The following is a 25,656-nucleotide window of genomic DNA, read 5'->3' on the forward strand; positions in this document are numbered from 1 at the left end:
AGAACAGTTGCTAATCTGGCTGCCAGATGTGTGGATTAGCCTTCTTTAGAAGCATCAATCCAGAGGACGGATATTGATATAGGCCTGATCATGCAGCTGTTTGAGGAAATTCTGTAATAAAATCTCGCGTTTTTCCTGTACCAGCACTGCACGCATGCCATTACGTTGGCGCTCCTGTGGGCTGTCATTACTTCTCACGTCTACCAGACGAATCACATGCCAGCCAAACTGGGTACGTACTGGCATGGATATCTGTCCAGGCTGCAATGATTTCACGGCAGCTTCAAATGGCGGTACAGTTTCTCCATCAATAATCCAGCCCAGATCACCACCATTCTGCGCACTACCATCCTGAGAATATTGCCGTGCCAACTGCTCAAATGAGGCACCAGAACGTGCCTGCTGAGCAATCTGCACAATCAGTTTACGCGTAATATCGTTATCGTTTTTCAGCAGAATATGTTGTACATGATAGGAATAGGCAGTCACTGGTGGCGGTAATTGCCGACCTTCCTGCTGTGCACGGGCAATAGCGTCATCAATCTCCGCATCACTTACCTGACTTTTACCCATTATTTCGCTCTGTTCAATTTTCTGTGCCAGCAGGTTTTCAGTCATGGTACGGCGTAAGTGTTTTTCGTTAATACCTTCTTTAGCAATGCGCTGAATCAATTCATTAACACTCATGTGCCGTTGTGCTGCAAACTGTTCAATTGCTTCATTTATATCAGCATCACTCAGACGGATATTGGCACGTTTGGCTGCCTGCACCAGTAAATCTTTACGTATCAGCTGCGCCAGTGCCTGCTGTTGCAAATCTGCAGTGCTGATATTCTGACCATTTGGCAATTGTGAACGCATCTGTGCAGTAACCAGATCCAGCTCCTGCCGTGTAATTACATCATCATTGACAATAGCGATAATGTTATCGACTGGTTTAATATCCTGTGCCAGTGCTGAAGGTAAGGAAACAGCCAACATGGTTGCTGTCAGCCAGGTATGTATGCGTTTCATTAATGTTTTACCTCATATGTATTACTGTAACCGGGGATTTGCGAACTAAGCTGATTGAGTGGCCCGTTACCTACTCCAGTCAGATCACGCAGCTGTAATTGAAATAATACGGCGGTTTTGCGTTTTTGGTAGTCATCTGTATAACGCGTACCTACCAAACCAGCACTCCAGCAATGACATGGACTCTGATATTCAAAACCTACTGTCTGATTCAGAGTAGTGCTGTGAGTAATATCGTAGTTTTGTCTGGCCACTAGGTAGTAGTTGCGGGTTAATGGCCATTGTACGCCGACATCGATTGCCCGCATTTTGCCATAAACATCATCATATAAATTTTCGTCACGCCCATATTTATAGCGTACGCTTATTGTTTTACCCGGTTTGGGTGTATAGCGGATGCCAAAATTATAACTTTCAGACGTTTTCAAATCCTGATTGTAATGCCATTTGGATTCAGCCGTAATGTGATTACTCAGGGCAGCACGGCCGAAAGCAACTATATCTGAACGTTTGCGTTCTTTATTTTTTGGAGTGTTGTCATTCAGTTTAACATTATCATCACTGAAATAAAAACGCTGACCAATACCGGCAGCAAAACGCTCTATACCACTGGTGCTGTCGTATACGCGTGATTGTAGTGCTGTGGTCAGAAAATTGGCCGCATTGATTCTGTCCTGACCGGAATAGCGGTTTTCACGGAATAGCTGGTCGTAAGTAAAGCTGTTTTCAGCAGTATCAAACAGCGGCATATCATCCTGATTCCGTTTCGGAATGTAGGTATAAAACAGGCGTGGTTCCAGCGTCTGGATAAAGCCTTTATGCAAACGGCGGGTTTTCCACAAGCGCTCAAACGTCACACCTGAGTCTACACTGAGTATTGGCACAGCCCGATCCATACTGCGGCTATCCTGATTATTCTGCCTGCTCATATCATAATGAGTGGCATGAAAACTCAGTTTCGGCCGAACATAACCCCAGCTGTTGGCATAATCAGCCGTAAAGGCTGGCAATAACACCAGACGAGTGCCGTTGGGGTATTTATACAGCCAATCTTTATGCCCAGTTTGTCGACCTTCAAAATGGGTTGCCTCTGCATACACATTAACCGTGTAGTGATTGCCAAAATAACGATTCCAGGTAGCAGAGAGATGAGGCAAACGTGAATAGGGCTGATCTTTATAACCACTGGTGGAAGCCAGAGTTTGGTATTTCTGTACCATTAAATTGCCATCAAAAGTACCACCCCATAAATCCTGATGGTAATTCAGCCATGCCTGCCGGTTCAGATTAACACTACCACTGTCACCATGCCAGAAATCACGGCGGTAATCATCATCTGAAACCTGATGGTAATCAATGCCCCCTGTTAACCCCTTTGCCAGTTGCTGGGTATGCGTAAAATCGATTTCTGCACGATTTTTGTGACTGCTTTTCTGGTCACTAGGTACCCAGTCGGCACTAAGCTGTCCCTGATATTTGGGTTGCAGATAGCGAAAATCACCACCCAGCTGTATACCACGGCTGCTGATAAAATGCGGACGAATAGTCGCATCATAGTTGGGCGCCAGATTCAGGTAATAGGGGGTCATTAGTTCAAAGCCATCAGAACCGCCCTTGATAGTAGGTGCCAGAAAACCGCTTTTACGGCTGCCGTTTAACGGGAAATCAATCCATGGTGTGTAAAACAGTGGTACCCCACCAAACACCAGCGTTGCATTACGCGCCACACCAACATTTTTGTCGTAATCCAGATCAATACTACCGGAGCGGATATACCAGCTGTCGTCACCCGGATTACAGGTATTGAATTTGGCACTTTGCAGACGGTAGCGATTTTTGCCACCCATCTGTATTTCATCACCAACACCTTGTAAACGCCGATTGTCCTTTTCCATCTCAAAGCGTCCAGCATCACCTACACCCGTACCTTTAGCCATGTCGTAGGTTACATGTTCACCCGTAACACGCCCCTGACCATTATCCAGTGTGAAGTGATCACCTGCTTTAATAATCTGCGTCTGCTGATCATAATCAGCCCAGTCTGAATTCAGGGTAACATCATTACGCTCTATAATGACATTGCCTTTGGCATGTACCTGAACCTGTGACTGTCCGTTGACATCATCGGCCACTACCCGTGTGACATCGGTACCGGGGTTGGCTTCGCCACTGCTCTGCACTGGTTTGACAAAATTTTTCGGCCGCTGTGGCGCTGTACAGACATTGCCCTCACCCATAGACAAGGGAGAGGCAGCAAAAGCAAGCCCGGGTAAGGCACAAAAAACCGTTGTTAGTGCCAGAACCAATGGTTTGGGAGAGAATAAGTAGGACAAAGTATCACCTTAACGGCTTTGCCAGTTAAAATAGTGTTTATTTTAACCTGAAAAATGTCATGCAACGAGAATCTGCATTAAAAAAATGGTTTCATACCTGCTATCCACAACAGGATTTTGCTCTAAGCTTCGCTGCCGCCGATGCCGATTTCCGGCGCTATTTTCGTGCTACTTTTAACGATGGCCACACAGTAATCTGCATGGATGCGCCTCCGGATAAAATGAGTATTCAGCCTTATATGAAAGTTCAGGAACTTTTTCAGGCCATCAACGTACCGGAAATTTATCATGCAGATGAGCAACTGGGATTTATGGCTCTGGAAGACTTTGGCAATACACCCTATCTGGCTGCACTGGAACAGGATAAACGTACTGAAGTACATAAAATATTATTGCTGGAAGCGATTGATGAACTCATCAAACTGCAAACAGCCAGTCTTCCTGATCAGCTTCCGGTATATGATGAAGCTGTATTAAAGCGTGAAATGCAACTCTTTCCTGAATGGTATGTTCAGAAAGAGCTTGGTCTGTCTTTAACTGAAAAGCAGCAACAACTGTGGCAGCAAAGCGTTACCGCTATTCTACCCGTTATTCTGGCACAGCCACAGGTTTATGTGCATCGCGATTACATTGTGCGCAATATAATGCTCACCCATGACCGCCCCGGTATTCTGGATTTTCAGGATGCATTGTATGGCCCGATTACTTATGATCTGGTATCGTTATTACGTGATGCCTTTATCGAATGGGATGAAGAATTTGTCCTTGATATTGTCATTCGTTACTGGGAAAAAGCACGGGCTGCCGGGCTACCAGTGCGTACTGATTTTGATCAGTTTTACCGTGAATTTGAATGGATGGGCGTGCAGCGCCATCTGAAAGTAGCCGGTATCTTTGCCCGCTTGTATTATCGCGATGGTAAAGACAAATATCGCGGTGAAATTCATCGTTTCCTGAAATACTTGCGTAAGACCAGCCGCCGTTATCATGAATTGCGCCCATTACTGCAATTAATAACCGAGCTGATAGGAGCCGAAGAAGTCCAGACCGGTTACACTTTCTGAAATGGTCAGCCACATCTGAAAAATAAAAATATCCAAGCTGCTTTATCTGTAAGCAGCTTTTTTAATCTAATCAACAGGATTTTGAAATAACAATTTAAGTTTTTGCCAGAATCCCATTGTTGTATAGTAATTTAATCTGTTATTCAAATGCCATTCTCTTTGTCGCATTTGTTCCATTAAACTTTGTAAGTTAGACATTTCAACTTTGATTTTTTCATGTTCTATATTTAACAGATTGAACTGTCTTTCTAATGTTAGCTTCGCGACATGATGTAATTGTTGTTTACTCTCTAATGCAATTAAATTCTGCCGGTGTGAATTTTGCAGATTATCTATTTCATTTTGATAAAATTTTTTAGACACTGGATCAGAACGGATTTTTCCAAACACCTTATTAGCAAACATTTTTTTCAGTGCATGATAATATTTTTCAACATCTGCCACGGTAAATTTTATTTCGCCACAGAATTCTGTTCGTAGCTTTAATTTTTCAGAGATACTTACTTCAATGATGGGAATATGATTTTTTTCAATTGAATTTACTTTTTTAAAGTGACAATTACTAGTAAAAACAACTTCAATAGCTACACACCCATGCCATTTATCATATAGCTCACAATTATCATCAAAATAACCAACAAGGTCTGGATAGTATTTCTCTTCATTTTTGTCAAAATGTTTGAAACGCAGGCAGGGCTCAACTAAAAATTTTGAAAAAGTAAAAAGATAATTATCATTATCAATAATGAAATTGATTTGAGGCATTTCCATCAATACCAGCATCGCTGTAGAATGATAAATGGATTCTCTTGTCTCTTCATCAATTTGCTCAGATTTGTACTTAAAAAAACCATGTTCGGATGCAGTTAATTCCAAGCGATTAATTTCATCAAACTCAGTAGAATAAAACTTGAGTTCTTTATATTCGTCCGGATTTCGTGCTTTTAATCTCAGAACATCCCAAATATAAAAAATTTTCAACTGTTCCGATTGCTTTTCATAGATAAACTGATGATTTTTATCTTTGGCATATGCCCAGACTTTTCTGGCCATCTGTTATCCTCCTCCGTACAAAATATATTGCCAGCTAAATAATCCTGATCAATAAAAACGTGTTTTTCTTAAATTATAAAGGCATATACCCGTCAAATCGCGTGGTTTTGCCTAAATACTGAAACGCTGGTGTTTTTTCTGCCAAAACCACACCATTAGCCGGCCGTTTTACCACAACCCGCTTTTGAGCAAACTTTTGTGCGGCCAGCAGTAAAGCCTTATCATTATTCGCATCAGCAGTGCCAAGTAATTCATGAAAATAGGCCATTTCCTTTTTTACTGCTGCTGATTTCTGCTTTTGTGGATACATCGGATCCAGATACACCACAGCGGGTAATGGTATCTGCTTTTGCTCCGTTTGCAACAAAATAATACTGCCATAATACAGACTAATCCGTTGTGCTATCGATGTTGTCTGCTCATCTGCCAGTGCACGCTGCAAACCATCTGCCAGTAAAGCATAAACATAGGGGTTGTGTTCAAACACCACAACTTCTAAACCCAATGATGCCATTACAAACGCATCACGGCCTAAACCACCGGTGGCATCCCATACAAGCGGCTGATTTTTAGCCTGAACCGCACGTGCCAATAATTCACCCCCGCCAAACAGACGCCGGTGTCGTGCCGTACCCTGTACAAAATCCACACGCACTACACCCTTATGTCCGGCTTTAGCCAGAGCAAGACCACTGTCTTCGTATAGGAGATACAATCCTTGTGCAGGTGGCTGCGGCTGGTAATGTAACTTTTCAGTGGCGAACAAATTCTTCAAATGGGTGGGCAGATTCGTTAGGTCTGTTATCTGACCAGTCAAAACCAGTGGTTGCATCATCAGGCAATACCCAACCGTTCCATCCGGTAACGCATGGATCGAAAGCTGATACCCAGCAGTTTGGCCGCCTGCGTGCGGTTATAGCGGGTTTGTACCAATGCCTGCTGCAAGATATGTCGTTCTACATCGTCCAGATAATCCTGTATCTGGGTATGTCCAAACTGAAAATCCTGAGGCAATGCATGGCTGTCTGGCGATAAGTTGCTGCTACTGTCGGTAGATACAGTACTCTGTGTATCCAGTTGATGACTATGAATCTGTAAATCGTCAACTTCTATAATCTGATTTTTGGATAAGGCAATAGCCCGTTCCAGAATATTTTCCAGTTCGCGGAAATTGCCCGGATAGCTGTATTGCAACAGGGCTTTTTCAGCAGCAGCAGTCAATGTCATGGTTTCGTCGTGTAAAATTCGCTGCAACAAAACCTGAATCAACTGCGGCAAATCATCACGTAATTCACGTAAAGGCGGCATAGTAATGGATACCACATTCAGACGGTAAAATAAGTCCTGCCGAAACTGTCCCGACTCAACCAGAGCATTCAAATCTTTATGTGTTGCACAGATAATGCGCACATCAACCTGCTTTTCTTCCATCTCGCCAATCCGGCGTACGGCACGTTCCTGAATGGCACGCAGCAATTTAACCTGCATCGATAATGGCAAATCAGCCACTTCATCCAGAAATAATGTACCGCCATCAGCATGCAGGAAAAAACCTGCTCTATCAGTATCGGCACCGGTAAAGCTGCCTTTTTTATAACCAAAAAATTCACTTTCCATCAGCGCTTCTGGTATGGCTCCGCAATTTACCGCAACAAACGCCTTATCTCTGCGTGCCGACTGCTCATGAATACTGCGTGCTGCCTGCTCTTTACCACTGCCGGATTCTCCTGCGATGTATACTGGTACATTACTTTTGGCCAGTTTACCGATAAGTTGCCGCACTTCTGCGATTAACGGTGAATTACCCAGTAAGCGCTCACGTGCAGATGTTTGTGTTTCGCTGACCTTGCCGGAAGCTGGTTTATTTTTCAGTTTCTTATCAGACTGTTGCGGTTCTGTTGCCATTTTACTGCCCGGCTCGGTTTCAGCAGCATTATTATTAATTGTAATCACAGACTTAACCAGAGTACGCAGTTGTGCCAGAGTAATCGGTTTTTGCAAATAGTCGAAAGCACCATTTTTCAGTGCCTCTACAGCCTGTGCAGCATTCCCGTAGGCTGTAATCACCGCAATCGGAATATCCAGATTCTGGGCGGTAATATAATCAACAATTTCCAGACCGGAGCCATCCGGCATACGCATATCCGTGAGTACCAATGAAAAGGCATGGTTACGTAAAGCCTTTTTGGCTTCAGCCACGCCCGCAGCAGTTTGTACGGATAAACCCATTTTAATCAGGGTTAATTCCATTAAATCACGGATATCAGCTTCATCGTCTATCACTAATACCGGCTTTTTTAAATCTATGTGACTATTCATTAACCATCCTTGGCAATGTCAGTTCAAATCCATTCAACTGTGGGCGATAATTTAACTGGCCATGGTTGGCCTGAGCAAGTTCACGCGCTACATACAGCCCCAGTCCCGTCCCGCTGGCTTCAGTTGTAAAAAATGGTTCAAACAGGTGTAATTGGTTTTCAGCACTTACACCTGCACCATTATCTATTACTGTAATCGAAATTTGCTGCTGCGCCTGTTTTTGAATAACCACTCGAATAGCCTGTCTATCCTGCAAACTGTGGCGCCAGGCATTATTCATCAGATTCCATATAATCTGTTGTAAATGTACTGAATCACACCAGACAATCAAATGAGCACTGTCGACTTCCAATCGAATACAATTTACAGCCTGTGGCTTAATCAACACAAATTCCTGTACAAATGCAGACCAGAAAACGCGTAAATCAATTGCCTGCTTATTTTTTTTATCACGCTTATTCAGCATGCTGATGTCTTCGAGCATTTTATCAATACGGCCGATATTATTATCCACAATATGAAATAGTTTCAGCCGTACTGGGTCGTGTTCTTCTTCCTGTAATAGTTCATTGGCCTGACGCACTGCCGACATCGGATTACGGATTTCATGCGCCAGATTGGCCGTTAATTGTCCTAATGAAGCCAGTTTGATTGCCATAGCCTCCTGATCAACTTCTGTACGTGAGCGCATTGACAGCATCAATAAAGGGGTATTGGCCTCCTGCAGCAGCCGTGCATGCACCCGCATCGGCCAGCCATTCAGCGTACAGTTCATTTCAAAAATATTTTTCTGCTCCGTGTGCCAGTAGTGCATAACCTGACGAAATAGTGCTGTGCGTGTATCAGCCACCAGCATCGGAAAATAATTCTGCGCTTTACGGTTGATTAACCATACCAGACCACTTTCATCCAGTACTACCACACCTTCCTGTACATAATTGAATGCACGATCGAGCAAGTGACGGTAACTATCCAGCATTTGCGATTGCTGATATTGCAGGTTTTGCGAACGCGCCAGCGAAGTAGCAACATAGGCGGTCAGACAGGCCACGAAATAGACAGCAGCAATTAGCGTAACGGCTATGGTACATATCCGCATACTGATATTTTCAAAACCATCGCGACTTATCTGTAACCAAGTCATGATAATGATCAGCAAAGTAACATAGCCTGCATAAATCATCGGATAACGACCACGGCTGAACAGACAGGCCGAACCCACAAATGGCAACAGCAAAATACCAAAACCACTGCCTACACCGCCACCCATGCTCATCAGCCAGGCAATCATGGTGATGTCTACCGCAGCATTAACATTTGGTAACGCATCCTGCTGATTCTGCCAGCGTGGCACCAGCATGGAAAACAATATCAGAAATGCGTATAGTGTTGCCCAGCTATAAAGTTCAATTTTATTGAATATCGGTACAGCCGAACCCAGTTCATCCATGCTCTGGGTCAGCACATAAAACGTCATGATAGAAAACAGCAGGCTCATGCGGGCAATATTGAGCAGTGCAGCAAGCCTGTCCAGATATTGCGGCCAGTCATTTATGCGGTTTTTCATACCAGCTTAATTTCCGTTATTTAAATCACCATATACAGCAACAATATCACCAGTAACGCTTAATTCTTTGCCTTTATGTCCACGCTTGTTGCTGATATCCTGCACGCGTAAAATTTCCTGATAACGTCCGCCGCGTTTACCCTGTGTTTCCAGCGTAAATTCTGCTGCATCCGTCAGCACAAGATAATGCAGATTGTCATCAGCCGGCAAACTCATGATTTGCAGGCCACGGCCTTTAGTCATGATTTTTAGTTCATGCAGCGGGAAAGCCAGCAGACGGTTGGCGCTGGAAACGGCAATAAGCTGAGTATTACCAGTGACAGCCAGACAATCAGCCGGTACTGGCAGTGGTGGCAACAAGGTTTCATCACCATTGACAGTCATGATTACCTTGCCGCTTTTAGTACGGCTAACCAGATCTTTGAATGCAACTACAAAACCATATCCGCCACTGTTGGCAAGCACATAGTGCTGCTGGGGTAAGGCACTAAGCATAGCCACTATTCTCGCTCCCTTATCCAGCTCAACCAGCGAGCCGGCTGGTACACCATCACCACGTCCGCCGGGAATACTGGCTGCATCTACGCTGTAGGCACGCCCGTTTGAGTCGAGTAATATCACCGGCCATACCGTACGCCCTTCCACCGCCTGCAACAGACCATCACCTTCCTTGAAAGTGGTCTGGCTTAAATCCAGATTATGCCCTACCCGCGTTTTCAACCAGCCTTTCTGGGACAATACCAGTGTTACCGGTTCGTCAGCAGTAGTCTGGGTAAGTGTGGCCCGCTCAGCGGGTTGAATAAGTGTGCGCCGTTCATCACCATAAATTTTGGTATCTGCCTCTATTTCTTTGATAACCAGACGTTTCTTGGCTTTTTCGTCCTCTAACAAAGTGGTTAACTGTTCACGTTCCTGTTGCAGTTTGTTCAGTTCAGTTTCCAGCTTAATCCATTCCAGTCTGGCCAACTGGCGTAAACGGATTTCCAGAATATCATCTGCCTGTATTTCGCTTAAACCAAACGTAGAAATCAGTTCATGTTTTGGTTCATCTGATTCACGGATAACCCGAATAACTTCATCAATGTGCAGAAAAACTGTCTGCCTGCCTTGCAGTATATGAATGCGTTTTTCCACCTGCTGCAATCGGTATTGCAAGCGTCGGGTGACGGTCAGAATACGAAAATCCAGCCATTCACGCAGAATCTGGTATAGATTTTTTTGTGCCGGTTTATTATTCTGTCCCATCATAACCAGATTAACTGACACATTGCCTTCCAGGCTGGTTTGTGCCAGCAGAGTATTCATAAACTCTTCCGGTTGCAGACGACTGGATTTAGGTTCAAACACCAGGCGCACTGGAGCTTGCCCATCTGACTCATCACGTACCCTTTCCAACAGTGATAACATCAGGGTACGTGTATTTTGCTGCTCCTGCGTCAGATTTTTTTTGCCAGTTTTGGGTTTCGGATTAGTCTGTTCTTCTATCTCTGCCAGAATTTTCTGCGCAGAAGTTCCTGGCGGCAATTCGGTAACTATAGCACGCCAGTGCCCGCGTGCCAGTTTTTCAATTTCATAACGTGCACGTACCCGGATACTGCCCTTACCCTGTGCATAAATTGTCTGAATATCTTCCGGCGCGGTAATAATCTGTCCGCCGCCAGCAAAGTCAGGACCAGGCAAATATTGCATTAATGCTGCTGTATCCAGAGCTGGCTGTTTCAACAATACCACAGCAGCAGCACTGACCTCACGCAGATTATGTGAAGGAATTTCAGTTGCCAACCCTACTGCAATACCGGAAGCACCATTGAGCAATATCATTGGCAATCGTGCCGGCAATACTGTGGGTTCAACAAAGGCACCATCATAATTGGGAATAAAATCCACTGTGCCCATATCGATTTCTGACAACAATAATTCAGCAATCGGTGTTAATCGTGCTTCGGTATAGCGCATGGCCGCAGCACTATCGCCATCGCGGGAGCCAAAATTACCAATCCCGTCAATCAGGGGGTAGCGCAAGGTAAAATCCTGAGCCATCCGTACCATCGCATCATAAGCAGATGCGTCACCATGCGGATGATATTTACCCAGAATTTCACCCACCACACGTGCCGACTTTACAGGCTTGGCTCCATGTACCAGCCCCATGTCTTTCATGGCATACAGAATGCGCCGTTGCACTGGTTTCTGACCATCCGCTACATCAGGCAACGCCCGTCCTTTTACCACACTCATGGCATAGGCAAGGTAAGCACGTTCGGCATACTGCCCCAATAACAGATAATCGTCACCACGGTCTGATTGTTGGATCACTTCACTCATATCATTTTGACTTCACTAAATTTTTATCTGAAACAGATTACTCAGGCTATCTATTGTAAGGGATTTCCGTCTTATTCCCAAAACTGCCTGATTTTGATTTGATTACAAGGTAATGGCTGAATATCAGCAGCATAAAAGCAGATATTAATACGTTAAAACCACCGGTAATTTTCATACCATACAGATTCTGCGCACGGTCTGATTTCGCATTTGAATAGCGGGCACAGCCTATTAGCTTTATGAATGATTTTTTCTTTTTTAACAATTTATCACTTTAAACAACATTTTTTATTTTCAGACAATGAAAAAAAGCTGTCCAGAATTTATTCTGGACAGCTCCGATACCTATGGAATATCAATCAGCCTGTCGACGGATAACTGCCGGAATTTCAAAATCATCCAGCACAGACTGATTAGAAAAATCAGCAGCGGCCAGATTCATGCTTCGCGCACTGCGGCCAGAACGTACCACACTACCAATATCCGGATAGGCATCGTCAGTACCAGTAGACTGTACAGTCTGCAGCACACGCAGACTACTTGGCTGCTGATGGTGTAAAACTTTCTGTTCCTGCAAACCAGTAGCAATGATGGTTACCCGGATTTCACCCTCTTCCATGCTTGCGTCTTCAGATGTACCATATTTCAGGGCTGCGTCATCATGCGCATATTCATCAATCATGCACATGATTTCCTTGTATTCAGACATTTTCAGGCAACCCGGCGCAGTAGTAATGTTAACCAGAACACCTTGTGCACCATCCAGAGTAACGTCATCCAGCAGTGGGCTGGCAATAGCCTGTTCGGTAGCAATACGAGCACGGTCAACACCATGCGCACTGCCGGAGCCCATCATTGCCATGCCCATGATGCTCATCACATTTTTCACATCGGCAAAGTCCAGATTAATAATACCCGGATTGGTGATGACTTCCGCAATCCCTGCTACAGCATTGCGCAATACATTGTCTGCCGCGCGGAAAGCTTCACGCATACTCACATCTTCACCCAGCGCTGACATCAGCTTGTCATTTGGGATCACAATCAGTGAATCAACGGTGTTTTTTAGAATTTCAATCCCGTTATTGGCTACCTGAATGCGTTTACCTTCATATTCAAAAGGACGGGTAACCACGGCAACAGTCAAAATGCCCATTTCCTTGGCCAGCTCAGCTACCACTGGCGCTGCTCCCGTACCCGTACCACCACCCATACCCGTGGTGATAAACAGCATATTGGCACCGCGGATCGCATCCGACAATGCTTCACGGTCTTCCATGGCTGCATTACGGCCAATTTCCGGATCCGCACCTGCCCCGAGGCCACGGGTCAGATTATTACCTAGCTGAATGCGTTTTGAGGCTTTACTGTTTTGTAAAGACTGTGCGTCAGTATTGGCACTAATAAACTCAATACCGGCGACCGCATTTTCAACCATATTGTTAATCGCATTACAGCCACCACCACCGATACCAATTACTTTGATAACTGCAGCACCGACTACTGTCTCCACAACATCATATACCAATTGCATTCATGTCTCCTGACAAAACCTGCGCATAAACGTCATCGACTTTTGTATAACTATCATTATATAGACATTTATATACAATGCGCAAAAATTCTGTCATTTAATATTTGAGTTAAGTTAAAAATTGTTCTTAAACCAGTCCTGTAATTTTCTTAGCCATGACTCTTTTGGTTCGGTAGCAGCAGCTACCGGCATATCCGTTTTATTTTCATCTTCACAGGCTGCCTGTAACAGACCAATCGCCGTGGCATAACGCGGATTGCGAATCCGCTCCGATACACCACCCATTTCCTGCGGTACACCAATACGCGCGGGCAGATTAAATACATCCTCCGCCAGTTCCACCATACCGGGTAATAATGATGCGCCCCCGGTCAGAACCACACCCGAGGTCAGAACATCTTCCGGGAAACCTGAACGACGTAATTCATTCAGTGTCAACTCCAGAATTTCTTCCACACGCGGACCAATCACACTGGCCAGTGTACGGCGTGAAATCTGACGTGGATTGCGGTCACCCACACTAGGTACTTCAATCATGTCATCCAGACCATCCATAGTAGCCAGTGCCACACCATGATTGATTTTAATGTATTCGGCAGCACTGTGGGGTGTACGCAACGCCTGAGCCAGATCTTTGGTAATTAAATCACCGGCTACAGGAATGACTGCGGTATGCCGGATAGCACCATTAGTATACACTGCGATATCTGTTGTACCACCACCAATGTCAATCACACACACACCAAGATCTTTTTCATCTTCAGTCAAAACTGCCTGACCACTGGCCAGCGGCTGTAAAATCATTTTACTGATTTGCAAACCGCATCGATTGACACATTTCTGAATGTTCTGCATGGCAGTAACAGCACCGGTAATAATGTGAATGCGCGTATCCAGACGCACACCACTCATACCAATTGGTTCGCGCACACCAGGCTGATTATCAATAATAAATTCCTGCACCACAGTATGCAAGATATCGTGATCTGGCGGAATATTTACAGCCTTGGCAGTTTCAATTGCACGGTCGATATCGGCATGACTGACTTCACCATCCTTGATTTTCACCACACCCTGTGAATTAAAACTGCGAATATGATTGCCAGCAATACCAGTTGTGACACAGTCAACCTGTATATCAGCCATCATCTGCGCTTCTTCCATGGCCTGTTTGATTGCCTGTGCCGTGGTTTCGATGTTGGTCACCATACCCGCTTTCAAGCCGCGCGAGGGCGCCTGTCCCAAACCAACAATATGGATTTCGTTGTCTTCCTGTACCTCACCAATAAGGGCAATTACTTTTGACGTGCCGATATCCAGTGCACTGATGTATTTTTTACCTTTAACCATGGTCATCACTTTAAATTCAAATAATCAATCGGTCGGTTTGGATCAATTCACTTGTACTTCATGCTGATCCATCGCTGCGGCAGCATCTGTTGCGTTAACGCCAGCAGGGGCTGAAACAGTTCTATTTTTATATCGTAATGCAAAACCATCTGGGTAACGCAGATCTACATAATCAATATTCCTGGCCTGATTTCGCAATACCTGTTGCCATGCCCAGACAAAATTAGCCAGACGCTGCTCTGCTTTTTCCCGTCCCAGCCGCAAGGTAATACCGTTAGTTAATATTAACTGCCAGGCAGAACGGTCACTTAACTGCAATTTTTGAATATGCAGACCGGTCGGTTGCAACAAACTCTCGAATGTTAACAAATGTACAGTCATGTAGCGAGCAGAAGCATTGGTTCCAACAAACAAAGGTAGCTGTTCCTGCGCTGTGGCATTAAATAGCTGCCCGTCCATATCCACCATCTGCTGTGCATTCCAGCGCGCTACCGGTACACGTTCCTTAATATCCAGCTGCACAGTATCTGGCCATATCCGCTTTACCTGAACTTTGGCTACCCATGGCAGTTTGGCCAGCTCTGCCTGCGCAGCACTTACATTCACCGTAAAAATATTACCCTGCAAATACTGACGGCTGATTTTTTCAATTTCAGCTGGCTGCAAATACTTCAACGGCTGTACTACCTGAACCTGCCGCACTGGAAAGTAGGGGGAATGCACCAGCCATGTTCCACCTGCAGCCAGCAGGCAAGACAATACACACACATATAACCAGCGATAGAGCCGTTTCAAGGCTTGCGCATTATCCCAAAGTCGCATGACTTAAAATTTCAACACACAAATCTTCAAAACTCAAGCCAATTTCACGTGCTGCTTTGGGCACCAGACTGTGTGCGGTCATGCCGGGCACAGTATTTACTTCCAGAATATAGATAGTGCCATCAACATCACGCAGGAAATCTACCCGCCCCCAGCCACGCCCGCCCAGTGCCTTAAAGGCGCGGGCTGTTAAATCACGCATGTACTGCTCGTCTGGCAAAGTCAAGTCTGCCGGGCACAAATATTCGGTGTCATCACGGTGATACTTGGCTTCATAATCATAAAATTCTGTTGCCGGTACAATACGTATACTCGGTAATACCTGTTCACCAAGAATCCCGCACGTATATTCACCACCTTCAATTGCCCGTTCTGCCAGAATTTCACCGTGATACTGTTTCAGCTGCTGATAAACCTGTGCCAGTTCACCAGCCTGCCTGATTTTAATCACACCAACACTACTGCCCTCTGCTGCTGGTTTGACAAACAGCGGCAAACCCAGTTTTTCTTCTACTGCTGCAAAATCACTGTCATCCTGTAATACGATAAACGGTACACAAGGCAAACCAACTCCCTGCCAGACCAGACGGCTGCGAAACTTGTCCATGCCCAGAGCACTGGCAGCCACTCCACAACCGGTATAAGGAATACCCAAAGCCTCCAGCGCACCCTGCACTACCCCATCTTCACCATAAGAGCCATGCAGGATATTAAAGGCTCGGTTAAAACCAGCACTGACCAGCTCAGACAATGGCCGCTCAGACGGGTCAAAAACATGTGCATCGATACCACGACTTTTCAGTGCCGTCAGAATTGCCGCGCCACTTGCCAGTGAAACCTCGCGTTCACTGGAGAAGCCGCCCATCAGCACGGCGACTTTACCAAAATCATTCATTACTGTAATTAATCCTGTTGTTCTTTTTGCGACTACAGTCTAGATAAAAAATAAGCTGTCAGCACTATACCGTAGCAGCCATACCCGTAAGCATGGCTGGTACTTTATTAATACTGCCGGCACCCATATTGAGCAAAACATCACCATCTTGCAACACATTTAATAAAGTAGACGCCATTTCGTCCACGTTTGCCACATAAATCGGTTCAACTTTGCCCAACACTCTAATTGCACGCATTAATGCCTTACTGTCTGCCGCCACAATCGGGTCTTCACCTGCAGCATACACTTCAGTCAACACCACGCCATCAGCTTTACTTAATACCTGTACAAAATCTTCAAAAAGGTCTCGCGTACGTGTATAGCGATGAGGCTGGAATGCAACCACCAGACGACGCTCAGGATAGGCACCCCGTGCCGCTGCTATGGTTGCAGACATCTCTACCGGATGATGACCATAGTCATCAATCAGCAATGCCTTACCCCCTTCCGGCAATGAAATTTCACCGTATTGCTGAAAACGGCGTCCCACTCCGGCAAAACTTTCCAATCCAAGCTGTATTGCCGGCACAGATACGCCAACTTCCAGCGCCACACCAATCACCGCCAGTGCATTCAGCACATTATGCTGCCCCGGCATATTAACCGTTACACTAAACGGTTCAATGCCTTTTTTGCGGGTATGCACATCAAAGTGCATCTGCGCACCACAGGCAACAATATTAGTAGCATACAAATCAGCACTGTCATCAAGCCCATAGGTGACAAAAGGTTTCTGAATCTGCGGTAAAATCTGGCGCACATGCTCGCTGTCAATGCACAGAAAGGCCTTGCCATAAAACGGCATCCGATGCACAAAGTCTACAAAAGCCTGATGCAGTTTTTCTACATCGTGGTCATAAGTATCCATGTGATCGGTATCAATATTGGTAACTACCGTAAATAGAGGCGTCAGGTAGAGAAATGACGCATCTGATTCATCCGCTTCAGCAACAATATATTCACCCTTGCCCAGCTTGGCATTTGTTCCGGCAGCAGTTAACCGGCCACCGATTACAAAAGTCGGATCCAGTCCAGCAGCAGCCAGTACTGAAGCCGTCAAACTGGTAGTCGTGGTTTTCCCATGAGTACCGGCAATCGCAATGCCACGGCCAAAACGCATGACTTCTGCCAGCATCATAGCGCGCGGAATCACTGGAATTTTCTGTGCCAGTGCAGCCACAACCTCTGGATTGTCTTTTTTAACTGCCGTTGAAGTGACCACCACATCAGCACCAGTGATGTTCTCTGCACTGTGACCAGAACAGATATGCACACCGATTGCCTGCAAATGCCGGGTTGCTGCATTATCAGCCAGATCAGAGCCGCTGATATGATAACCTTCATTATGCAAAACTTCGGCAATACCACACATACCAGTACCCCCGATACCCACAAAATGGATATGGCGGATACGGTCTTTCATATTTTCTTTCATACTGTATAACTTTTCCTGCTAATCCAGACTTCCGGCTGGATACTCGGCCAAACATCATTCGAGCCGACTCAATCATAATTTAATGGATACTGGCCACGGCTGCCGCAGCTACCTTAGCCGCACTATCCGGCTGTACCAATGCACGCGCCTTAGCCGCCATCTGCAAACATTGTTCACGCGATAAATCTGTCAGTACAGTCATTAACGCCTGTGCATTCAGACTGGTCTGCGGCAATAACACAGCAGCACCATCCTTAACCATAAACTGCGCATTAGCTGTTTGATGGTCATCTACAGCATGCGGATAAGGCACCAGAATTGCCCCTACTCCGGCGGCAGTTAACTCGGCAATAGTCAAGGCGCCGGCACGGCAAATCACCAAATCAGCATCGCGGTAGGCGGAAACCATATCTGTGATAAATTCAACACATTCAGCTTCTACACCACACTCGGCATAATTATGCTGCAATTGTGCCAGTTTATTGCGTCCAGACTGATGTATCAGCCGCGGGCGCTGTGATGCCGGCAATAAAGCCACTGCCTGCGGTACAACCTGATTTAAAACATCCGCACCCAGACTGCCGCCAACCACCAGAATATTCAATACTCCCTGCCTGCCGGCAAAGCGTTGCTGTGGCAAAGGCAAAGCGGCAATATCGGTCCGCACCGGATTACCAACCAGCCCGTTCTTATTCGCAAATACTTGCGGAAACGCATACATTACCTGATTGGCAAAATGCGACAATACCTTATTGGATAAACCGGCAATAGCATTCTGTTCATGCACCAGCAGTGGCAAACCGCATAATTTGGCTGCTATCCCCCCCGGGAAAGTGACAAAACCACCAAAACCAATTACTGCGTCTACACGATGCTTGCGAATAATCTGCCGAGCTGCTGCAATAGTATTTAGCAGCGTAAACGGTAACAACAGCTTGCGTTTCAGCCCATTACCACGGATACCTTTTATGGCCAGCGTTTCCAGCGGTATGTTGTACTGTGGTACCAGACGTGTTTCCATCGCACCAGCACTCCCCAGCCAGACAATATGATGTCCCTGCTCCTGCAATGCCTGAGCAACAGCGAGCGCTGGAAAAATATGCCCGCCTGTTCCGCCTGCCATGACCATAAAGGTTTTTGCACTCATCGTTTTCCCGTCAAGCTAAAAATATTCTGTGATTATTCAAACTTTAAAACCACGCATTACCCGCCGATTTTCATAATCGACCCGTAACAACAAACCCACACAGATTAAAATAATCATAACAGCCGAGCCACCATAAGACAGTAAAGGCAGAGTTAAACCTTTAGTCGGCAAAAGACCAATATTCACACCAATATTAAAAAAGCTTTGAATACCCAGCCAGATACCAATGCCTTTTGCCACAAAAGAACCATAAAACAGTTCCAGATCACGCGCCTGTTTACCAATGGAAAAGGCACGAATCACCAGCCAAATATAACAGAACATTAATACCAGAATACCCACAAAACCGAATTCTTCCCCGATAACCGCCAGAATAAAATCCGTATGTGCCTCAGGTAAATAAAAACGCTTTTCCAGACTGGCGCCCAATCCTACACCAAACCAGCCACCACGCCCGATTGCCATTAACGAATGCGTCAGCTGATAGCCTTTACCCAGCGGATCTGCCCATGGATCAAGAAAACCGGCAATACGAGCCATACGGTAAGGCTCGAACAACACCAACATAATCATAGCCAGCAAACCAAATCCCACTACAGCCATAAACCAGCGAAATGGCAAACCAGCCAGAAACAGCAGACCAACAGCAATAACGGAAACAACCACAAATGAACCGAAATCCGGCTCCAGCATAATCAACCCGAGCCCGAGCCCTATCGGAATACCGGCAAACCAGACCTTCCTGAATTCTTTTAGTATTTCAGCACGCCGAGTAAAAAAACTCGATAAATATAAAATAATGGCCAGCTTGAAAACTTCTGTGGGCTGAATATTAATCATCCCCACGTTAATCCAGCGTCTGGCACCATTAATTTCCCGCCCCATTACCAGTACCACAATCAGCAGCATAATACTGAACAGCAACACCAATGGTGTTAACTTCTTCCAGGTACGCAAAGGAATACGGGCCGCTATACAGCCAAACATACCACCACATACCAGAAAAACAGCCTGACGAATCAGGTAATAATAGGTACTGCCACCATCATGCTGTGCATAGGCAATTGAAGCCGAGTACACCATAATCAGGCTGAAACTCGCCATCAATACCACCATCCACAGCAGTGACTGGTCAAAAGTATCGCCGCGGCGCAGCAAATTACGATCCAGCAGGCGTGATTCAGTAATCATACTGCGCCGCCCTGCAACTGCTGAACACTGGCAATAAATACTTCACTGCGGTGTGCATAGCCCTTAAACATATCATAACTGGCACAGGCAGGACTCAGCAGTACAATATCCCCCGGGTGTGCCAGCGTAAAGGCACGCTGAGTGGCCTGAGGCAAATCTTCACAATACTCTACTGGATACTTAGCCTCTGCCAGAGCGGCTCCCAGTTGATGCCTATCTACTCCAATCAGCAAAACAGCACGGGCCTTATCAAGCAAGGCTGCCCGTAAAGGGGTAAAATCCTGCCCTTTACCCTGTCCGCCGGCAATCAGCACAATCTGTTTATCCAGTCCGTGCAAAGCGGCACATGTAGCGCCGACATTTGTTCCCTTGGAATCATCAATAAATGTTACACCATTGACTTCAGCTACTTTTTCTACCCGATGCGGCAAACCTTTAAATGCAGGTACATACTGGAGCAATTGTGCCCGTGGCAAACCAATAGCCTCGCATAAAGCCAATGCAGCCAGCACATTGGCCGCATTATGCGTACCCTGTAAAGACAGTGCATCATAGGTCAGTAATGGCTCATTATCCGCACATAACACATCTTTATTTAGCCAGAAATCAGTAGCCTGCTGTAAAGAAAACCATTTTACCGGACGGCCATGTCGCAGCATGGCACGACAGAATACATCATCAGCATTTAATACCTGAATCGCCTGGCCTCGAAAAATCCGGTCTTTACTATGGGCATAATCCAGCAAGTCATCATAGCGATCCAGATGGTCTTCTGACACATTCAGCACTGTGGCAGCAGTTGCATTTAGAAAGGGCGTGGTTTCCAGCTGAAAGCTCGACAATTCCAGTACCCAGACATCGGCTGCTTTACCTCCTGCGCGCTCCATATAAGCTTCGAGTACCGGCGTACCAATATTGCCAGCCACTACCGTATCCAGTCCACACTGTACACATAAAAAACCCACTAGGCTGGTAGTGGTAGTTTTACCATTTGAACCAGTAATAGCAATAATTTTACTGCCGCTACCTGAAAGCAAATCAGCCAGAATCGCCACATCACCCAGCACCACACCACCGGCACGTTTAAAGGCAACGATGGCAGCATGACGCTGACTGATTCCGGGACTTAAAGCCAGAATATCAAACTGATGCTCATCAAGCAGGGCAGCCAGTTCGCCAGTATGTACATCAACCTGATAGCGCTCGGAGACTGACTGCCGTGTTTTTTCGTCTGGCTGTGCATCATAAGCGGCCACATTAGCACCCGCCTGTGTCAAAAACGCCAGCATTGAAACACCCGTGCGTCCCAACCCTGCAACCAAAACCTTTTTATTACGCCAATCAATCATGGCTTAGTCCTACACTTATTTTTCAATTACATAATCATGGCCAGATACTGTTTATCTTACTACCATTAACGAATTTTCAGAGAAGACAAACCCACCAGCACCAGAATCATGGTAATAATCCAGAAACGTACGACAACCTGTGTTTCTTTCCAGCCTTTCTGTTCAAAATGATGGTGGATCGGCGCCATCAGGAAAATACGCTTGCGCCGCAATTTGTACGACCCTACCTGTAGCATGACAGACAATGCTTCAACCACAAATAATCCGCCCATAATCACCAGTACAATTTCCTGACGCACAATCACCGCAATTGTACCCAGTGCCGCACCCAGCGCCAGCGCGCCGACATCGCCCATGAATACCTGCGCCGGATAGGCGTTAAACCACAGGAATCCCAGACAGGAACCACAAATTGCAGCACAGAAAATCATCACTTCATTGGCACCGGGCACATGTGGCAACTGCAAATAATGGGCAAATTCAGCATGGCCACTAACATAGGCAAAAATTGACAGCCCTGCTGCCACCAATACTATTGGAAAAGCGGCCAGCCCATCCAGACCATCAGTCAGATTGACTGCATTAGAAGTACCGACAATCACAAAATAAGTCAGAACCACAAAGCCAATGCCACCCAGCGGATAAGTAATTTCCTTGAAAAACGGCACAATAAAAGCAGTTGTTGAGCTTAAATGCGCGGCATAAAACAGCACCAGACCGGCGATCAATGCCACAGCAGATTGCCATACCATTTTAAATTTAGCCGAAACCCCGTGCGGGTCTTTATAAACTACTTTTTTCCAGTCATCATAAAAACCCAGTGCACCGGTACTCAGCATCACCAGCAATAGTATCCAGATATAAGGATTGGCCAAATTGGCCCATAATAAGGTTGTAACAGTAATAGCCAATAAAATCAGCGTTCCGCCCATAGTCGGCGTACCGGTTTTTATCAGATGAGTTTTAGGACCATCATCGCGTACCGCCTGCCCCACCTTGAGCTGGGTTAATTTACGAATCATCCACGGCCCGAATGCCAGACTCAGACCCATGGACGTGAGTGCCGCCATCACTGCACGAAAAGTAGTATATTGAAATAAATGGAAACCATTTATCCAGTAATGAAAAAGTTCCGCTAACCACAACAGCATGGTTGTTTTCCCTTGTCACGGCCAGAGCCGTGACGGTTAATCAAATAATCACTGCTGCCTGAATGAAAACAGTCATTCATGGCAGCCTGAACCGGATAAAACGGCTATTCTAAGTCGTTCAATCCAGCTTGAAGATAGTTATCTACAGCTTATTCTTGCGTTAATGCCTGTACCACATCTTCCATATGCATGAAACGTGAGCCTTTCACCAGAATGGTAGCCATCTGCTGGTCCCATGCACGTAAATCGTCAATCAGCCTGTTTCTGTCCTGATAAAACGCCTCTGTGGCTCCATAGGCTTCTGCTGCATACTGACTATTGTCACCAATAAAAAATGCAGCATCAATGCCACGCATCCTCATATAGGCACCGACTTCGGCATGCAAAGCAGGAGCATTACTACCCAGTTCACCGATGGCACCCATAACCATAATTCGTGGTGCCGGAAACACTGCCAGCACATCAATAGCAGCCTTGAATGCATCCGGATTGGCATTATAAGTGTCATCAATTACAAGAGCACCATGGACACTGCGTTTCCGTTGCAACCGACCTTTGGCATTTTCAAACGCATTCAGTCCCCGCAAGGCCGTTAAAGGCAAACCGGCTGCCAACGCCAGTGCACAGGCAGCTACAGCATTGTGCACCATATGCAATCCCGGAACCGGTACCTGTAAATTAATTACTCCTTGCGGGCTATGCAAATCAAAACAGATACCTAAAGGCTGCAAGACAATATTTTCGGCATGTACATCACCCTGCTCAGTACCAAAGCGGATATAACGTTTACCACGTAAAGCGGCAATGCAAATAGCTGACTGGCTATCATCAGCAGGAACAAAGCCAATTCCGTCCGCATTCAAACCCTGATAAATTTCGCTTTTGGCACGGGCAATATCAGCCACATCCGCAAAGCCACAACCAATATGTGCACGCAAGGCATTATTAACCAGCGCATAGTCCGGGCTGGCCAATCCGGTTAAATAACTCAACTCACCGACATGATTCATACCCATTTCAATCACCGCATAGCGGTGTTGTGGCTTTAGCTGCAACAGCGTTAATGGTAAACCAATATGATTGTTGAAATTGCCTGTAGTCGCCAGAACGGCATCATTACCGGCATGATGACGCAAAATTGCAGCCAGCATCTCCTTCACTGTGGTTTTACCGGCCGAACCGGTAATACCAAAAACCTGCAATGCCGGATTTACCACCATACGCCAGGCCTGTGCCAGCTGTCCTAATGCCTTCCCTGTATCTGCTACTACCAGACAATGCGCCTTATTTTGGCAGTCGGCTCTGCTGACAATACACAGCCGAGCACCCTGTACCAGTACTTCATCAATAAAATCATGACCATCAAAGCGTTCGCCCTGAATGGCCACAAACACATCACCCGGTTGAATCTGGCGGCTATCAATAACCACCCGTGTTACCGGCTGATTATTGTCAGGCAACACCTGTCCAAAAGTTTGATAAATAAAATCCAGATCTAAATTCGGCATGTTCTACCAATAGTTACATAGACATCAGGTGCGTTGACGTAAAGCTGCCTGTGCCACTTCAAAATCAGAAAAATGCTGCTTGTGGCCACCGATATCCTGATAGGTTTCATGACCTTTACCCGCAATAAGCACAATATCGCCAATTGCTGCATGATTCACAGCATACTTAATCGCAATACTGCGGTCTGCCTCAACCAGTACCGGCGCAGCAATTGCCGGTAAGATATCGGCAATAATTGCCTGCGGATTCTCCGTACGTGGATTATCACTGGTTACCACCACATAATCTGCGCCGGCAGCCGCTGCTGCCCCCATTAATGGCCGCTTACCCGCATCACGATCGCCGCCACAGCCAAAAACACACCATAAATGTGCACCGGCGGGCTTGATTTCCTGTAAGGTAGCCAATGCCTTTTCCAGCGCATCCGGTGTATGGGCATAATCCACAACCACCAGCGGCTGTTTATCCCCCATCAGGCAATCCATACGCCCAGTAGCCGGACGAATCTGCGGCCACACAGCAAGCACATCATCAAAAGCAAAACCATTGGCACATAATACGCCAACGCAGGCAGCCAGATTCTGAGCATTGAAGCGCCCCAACAAATAGGTATGCACTACACCTTCGCCCCATGGTGTGCGTAAATGTATCTGCATACCGCTGGCAGAGGCCTGAAACTGATAAATATGAATATCCGCCTCTGCATGAAAGCCATAAGCCAGTATAGTTAAATGTGAACGAGCACGACGTAAATCCTGCCACAACTCATAGCCGAATTCATCATCAATATTGACAATAGCATATTGCAGACCGTACCAGTAAAACAGCGCAGCTTTACACGCCCCATAGTGTTGCATGCTATGATGATAATCTAGGTGGTCACGGGTCAGATTGGTAAACACCGCACTGGTAAAAGGCACGCCGACTACGCGACTTTGAGCCAGACCATGGCTGGATACCTCCATGGCCACTGCTGCCGCATTCTCTTGCACAAACCGGTGCAACCATGTCTGATTGGCAACCGCATCCATGGTCGTATTCATGCTCTCATGCAACTGCTGCCAGTAACCATTACCTACAGTGCCCATAATGGCGCATTTTTTTCCCAGAATATCAGCAGCTTGTGCCAGCCATTGTGAAACTGAGGTTTTACCATTGGTTCCGGTTACCCCCCAGATGGGCAGCTTCCTGCCCGGATAGTCATAGCAGGCAGCAGCCACCAGTCCGGCACGCTGACGTAAATCTACTACCGCCTCATTCGCTACCACCCAGTCTGCCTGCCATCTGAACTGACCATCATCATCCCAGAATACAAATGCTGCCCCATTATCGATAGCGGCCTGAATAAAATCCCGGCCATCAGTATATTCACCCTGACAGGCTACAAATACATCGCCCGGCTGTACCTGTCTGCTGTCGACCCGCAAGGTACGACCCGCAACCAGTGCACGCGTTTGAGCACTTAAACGATATTCAGGCAAAGGATTCTTCAGGGAAAACATAATACAGCCGTTTCACACATTTTCATCAGATATAAACAGACAGACAATCTGTGC

Annotated in this window: 19 protein-coding genes; 1 reads left to right on the forward strand and 18 read right to left on the reverse strand. The window is 46.1% G+C overall.

Annotated features, from left to right (window positions below):
* Nucleotides 1-54 precede the first annotated feature (54 nt).
* Together GYX26_RS01665 and GYX26_RS01670 are read right to left on the reverse strand one after the other, a co-directional pair.
* Nucleotides 55-1,014, reverse strand: a complete 960-nt coding sequence (locus GYX26_RS01665) for a peptidylprolyl isomerase (RefSeq protein WP_174827777.1) — start codon at nucleotides 1,012-1,014, stop codon at nucleotides 55-57.
* Nucleotides 1,014-3,347 carry an LPS-assembly protein LptD gene (locus GYX26_RS01670; protein WP_174827778.1) on the reverse strand — a complete coding sequence of 778 codons (2,334 nt, stop codon included), beginning with the start codon at nucleotides 3,345-3,347 and terminating at the stop codon, nucleotides 1,014-1,016. Before GYX26_RS01670 ends, GYX26_RS01665 begins: the two co-directional genes overlap by 1 nt.
* Before the next feature lie 59 nt (nucleotides 3,348-3,406).
* Here GYX26_RS01670 and amgK point away from each other — a divergent pair, with 59 nt between their 5' ends.
* Nucleotides 3,407-4,411, forward strand: a complete 1,005-nt coding sequence (gene amgK / locus GYX26_RS01675; RefSeq protein WP_174827779.1) for an N-acetylmuramate/N-acetylglucosamine kinase AmgK — start codon at nucleotides 3,407-3,409, stop codon at nucleotides 4,409-4,411.
* A gap of 66 nt (nucleotides 4,412-4,477) precedes the next feature.
* Here amgK and GYX26_RS01680 read toward each other — a convergent pair whose 3' ends face one another.
* The 16 genes from GYX26_RS01680 to GYX26_RS01755 form a co-directional block, all read right to left on the reverse strand.
* The gene (locus GYX26_RS01680) at nucleotides 4,478-5,464 is read right to left on the reverse strand and encodes a hypothetical protein (RefSeq protein WP_174827780.1); all 987 of its coding nucleotides are present in this window, start codon (nucleotides 5,462-5,464) and stop codon (nucleotides 4,478-4,480) included.
* 73 nt (nucleotides 5,465-5,537) lie between these two features.
* Nucleotides 5,538-6,296 carry a class I SAM-dependent methyltransferase gene (locus GYX26_RS01685; RefSeq protein ID WP_174827828.1) on the reverse strand — a complete coding sequence of 253 codons (759 nt, stop codon included), beginning with the start codon at nucleotides 6,294-6,296 and terminating at the stop codon, nucleotides 5,538-5,540.
* 2 nt (nucleotides 6,297-6,298) lie between these two features.
* Nucleotides 6,299-7,783, reverse strand: coding sequence for a sigma-54 dependent transcriptional regulator (locus GYX26_RS01690; RefSeq protein WP_174827781.1), 1,485 nt, complete (start codon nucleotides 7,781-7,783; stop codon nucleotides 6,299-6,301).
* On the reverse strand, nucleotides 7,776-9,350 hold the full coding sequence (locus GYX26_RS01695) for a nitrogen regulation protein NR(II) (RefSeq protein ID WP_174827782.1): 1,575 nt from the start codon (nucleotides 9,348-9,350) through the stop codon (nucleotides 7,776-7,778). The genes GYX26_RS01690 and GYX26_RS01695 overlap by 8 nt, the downstream gene beginning before the upstream one ends.
* A gap of 6 nt (nucleotides 9,351-9,356) precedes the next feature.
* On the reverse strand, nucleotides 9,357-11,675 hold the full coding sequence (gene parC / locus GYX26_RS01700; RefSeq protein WP_174827783.1) for a DNA topoisomerase IV subunit A: 2,319 nt from the start codon (nucleotides 11,673-11,675) through the stop codon (nucleotides 9,357-9,359).
* 355 nt (nucleotides 11,676-12,030) lie between these two features.
* Nucleotides 12,031-13,209 carry a cell division protein FtsZ gene (gene ftsZ / locus GYX26_RS01705; RefSeq protein WP_100089431.1) on the reverse strand — a complete coding sequence of 393 codons (1,179 nt, stop codon included), beginning with the start codon at nucleotides 13,207-13,209 and terminating at the stop codon, nucleotides 12,031-12,033.
* Between the two features lie 114 nt (nucleotides 13,210-13,323).
* A complete protein-coding gene (gene ftsA / locus GYX26_RS01710; protein ID WP_100089469.1) occupies nucleotides 13,324-14,559 on the reverse strand; it encodes a cell division protein FtsA in 1,236 nt (411 codons plus the stop codon).
* Between the two features lie 42 nt (nucleotides 14,560-14,601).
* On the reverse strand, nucleotides 14,602-15,381 hold the full coding sequence (locus tag GYX26_RS01715; RefSeq protein WP_174827784.1) for a cell division protein FtsQ/DivIB: 780 nt from the start codon (nucleotides 15,379-15,381) through the stop codon (nucleotides 14,602-14,604).
* Nucleotides 15,365-16,276 (reverse strand): D-alanine--D-alanine ligase, encoded by a 912-nt coding sequence (locus GYX26_RS01720; RefSeq protein ID WP_100089433.1) that lies wholly within the window; start codon nucleotides 16,274-16,276, stop codon nucleotides 15,365-15,367. The genes GYX26_RS01715 and GYX26_RS01720 overlap by 17 nt, the downstream gene beginning before the upstream one ends.
* A gap of 64 nt (nucleotides 16,277-16,340) precedes the next feature.
* Nucleotides 16,341-17,741, reverse strand: a complete 1,401-nt coding sequence (murC, locus tag GYX26_RS01725) for a UDP-N-acetylmuramate--L-alanine ligase (RefSeq protein ID WP_174827829.1) — start codon at nucleotides 17,739-17,741, stop codon at nucleotides 16,341-16,343.
* Nucleotides 17,742-17,832: 91 nt separating this feature from the next.
* On the reverse strand, nucleotides 17,833-18,900 hold the full coding sequence (murG, locus tag GYX26_RS01730) for an undecaprenyldiphospho-muramoylpentapeptide beta-N-acetylglucosaminyltransferase (protein WP_174827785.1): 1,068 nt from the start codon (nucleotides 18,898-18,900) through the stop codon (nucleotides 17,833-17,835).
* 36 nt (nucleotides 18,901-18,936) lie between these two features.
* A complete protein-coding gene (gene ftsW, locus GYX26_RS01735) occupies nucleotides 18,937-20,091 on the reverse strand; it encodes a putative lipid II flippase FtsW (RefSeq protein ID WP_100089435.1) in 1,155 nt (384 codons plus the stop codon).
* Nucleotides 20,088-21,437 carry a UDP-N-acetylmuramoyl-L-alanine--D-glutamate ligase gene (gene murD, locus GYX26_RS01740; protein WP_174827830.1) on the reverse strand — a complete coding sequence of 450 codons (1,350 nt, stop codon included), beginning with the start codon at nucleotides 21,435-21,437 and terminating at the stop codon, nucleotides 20,088-20,090. Before murD ends, ftsW begins: the two co-directional genes overlap by 4 nt.
* A 68-nt stretch (nucleotides 21,438-21,505) precedes the next feature.
* Entirely contained in the window at nucleotides 21,506-22,591 is a 1,086-nt protein-coding gene (mraY, locus tag GYX26_RS01745; RefSeq protein WP_100089436.1) for a phospho-N-acetylmuramoyl-pentapeptide-transferase, read from the reverse strand.
* 149 nt (nucleotides 22,592-22,740) lie between these two features.
* Nucleotides 22,741-24,099 carry a UDP-N-acetylmuramoyl-tripeptide--D-alanyl-D-alanine ligase gene (murF, locus tag GYX26_RS01750; RefSeq protein ID WP_174827786.1) on the reverse strand — a complete coding sequence of 453 codons (1,359 nt, stop codon included), beginning with the start codon at nucleotides 24,097-24,099 and terminating at the stop codon, nucleotides 22,741-22,743.
* 24 nt (nucleotides 24,100-24,123) lie between these two features.
* Nucleotides 24,124-25,602 carry a UDP-N-acetylmuramoyl-L-alanyl-D-glutamate--2,6-diaminopimelate ligase gene (locus GYX26_RS01755; RefSeq protein ID WP_174827787.1) on the reverse strand — a complete coding sequence of 493 codons (1,479 nt, stop codon included), beginning with the start codon at nucleotides 25,600-25,602 and terminating at the stop codon, nucleotides 24,124-24,126.
* Nucleotides 25,603-25,656 lie beyond the last annotated feature (54 nt).

The organism is Snodgrassella sp. ESL0253 (assembly GCF_013344965.1).
In the GTDB taxonomy this organism is placed as follows: domain Bacteria; phylum Pseudomonadota; class Gammaproteobacteria; order Burkholderiales; family Neisseriaceae; genus Snodgrassella; species Snodgrassella alvi_B.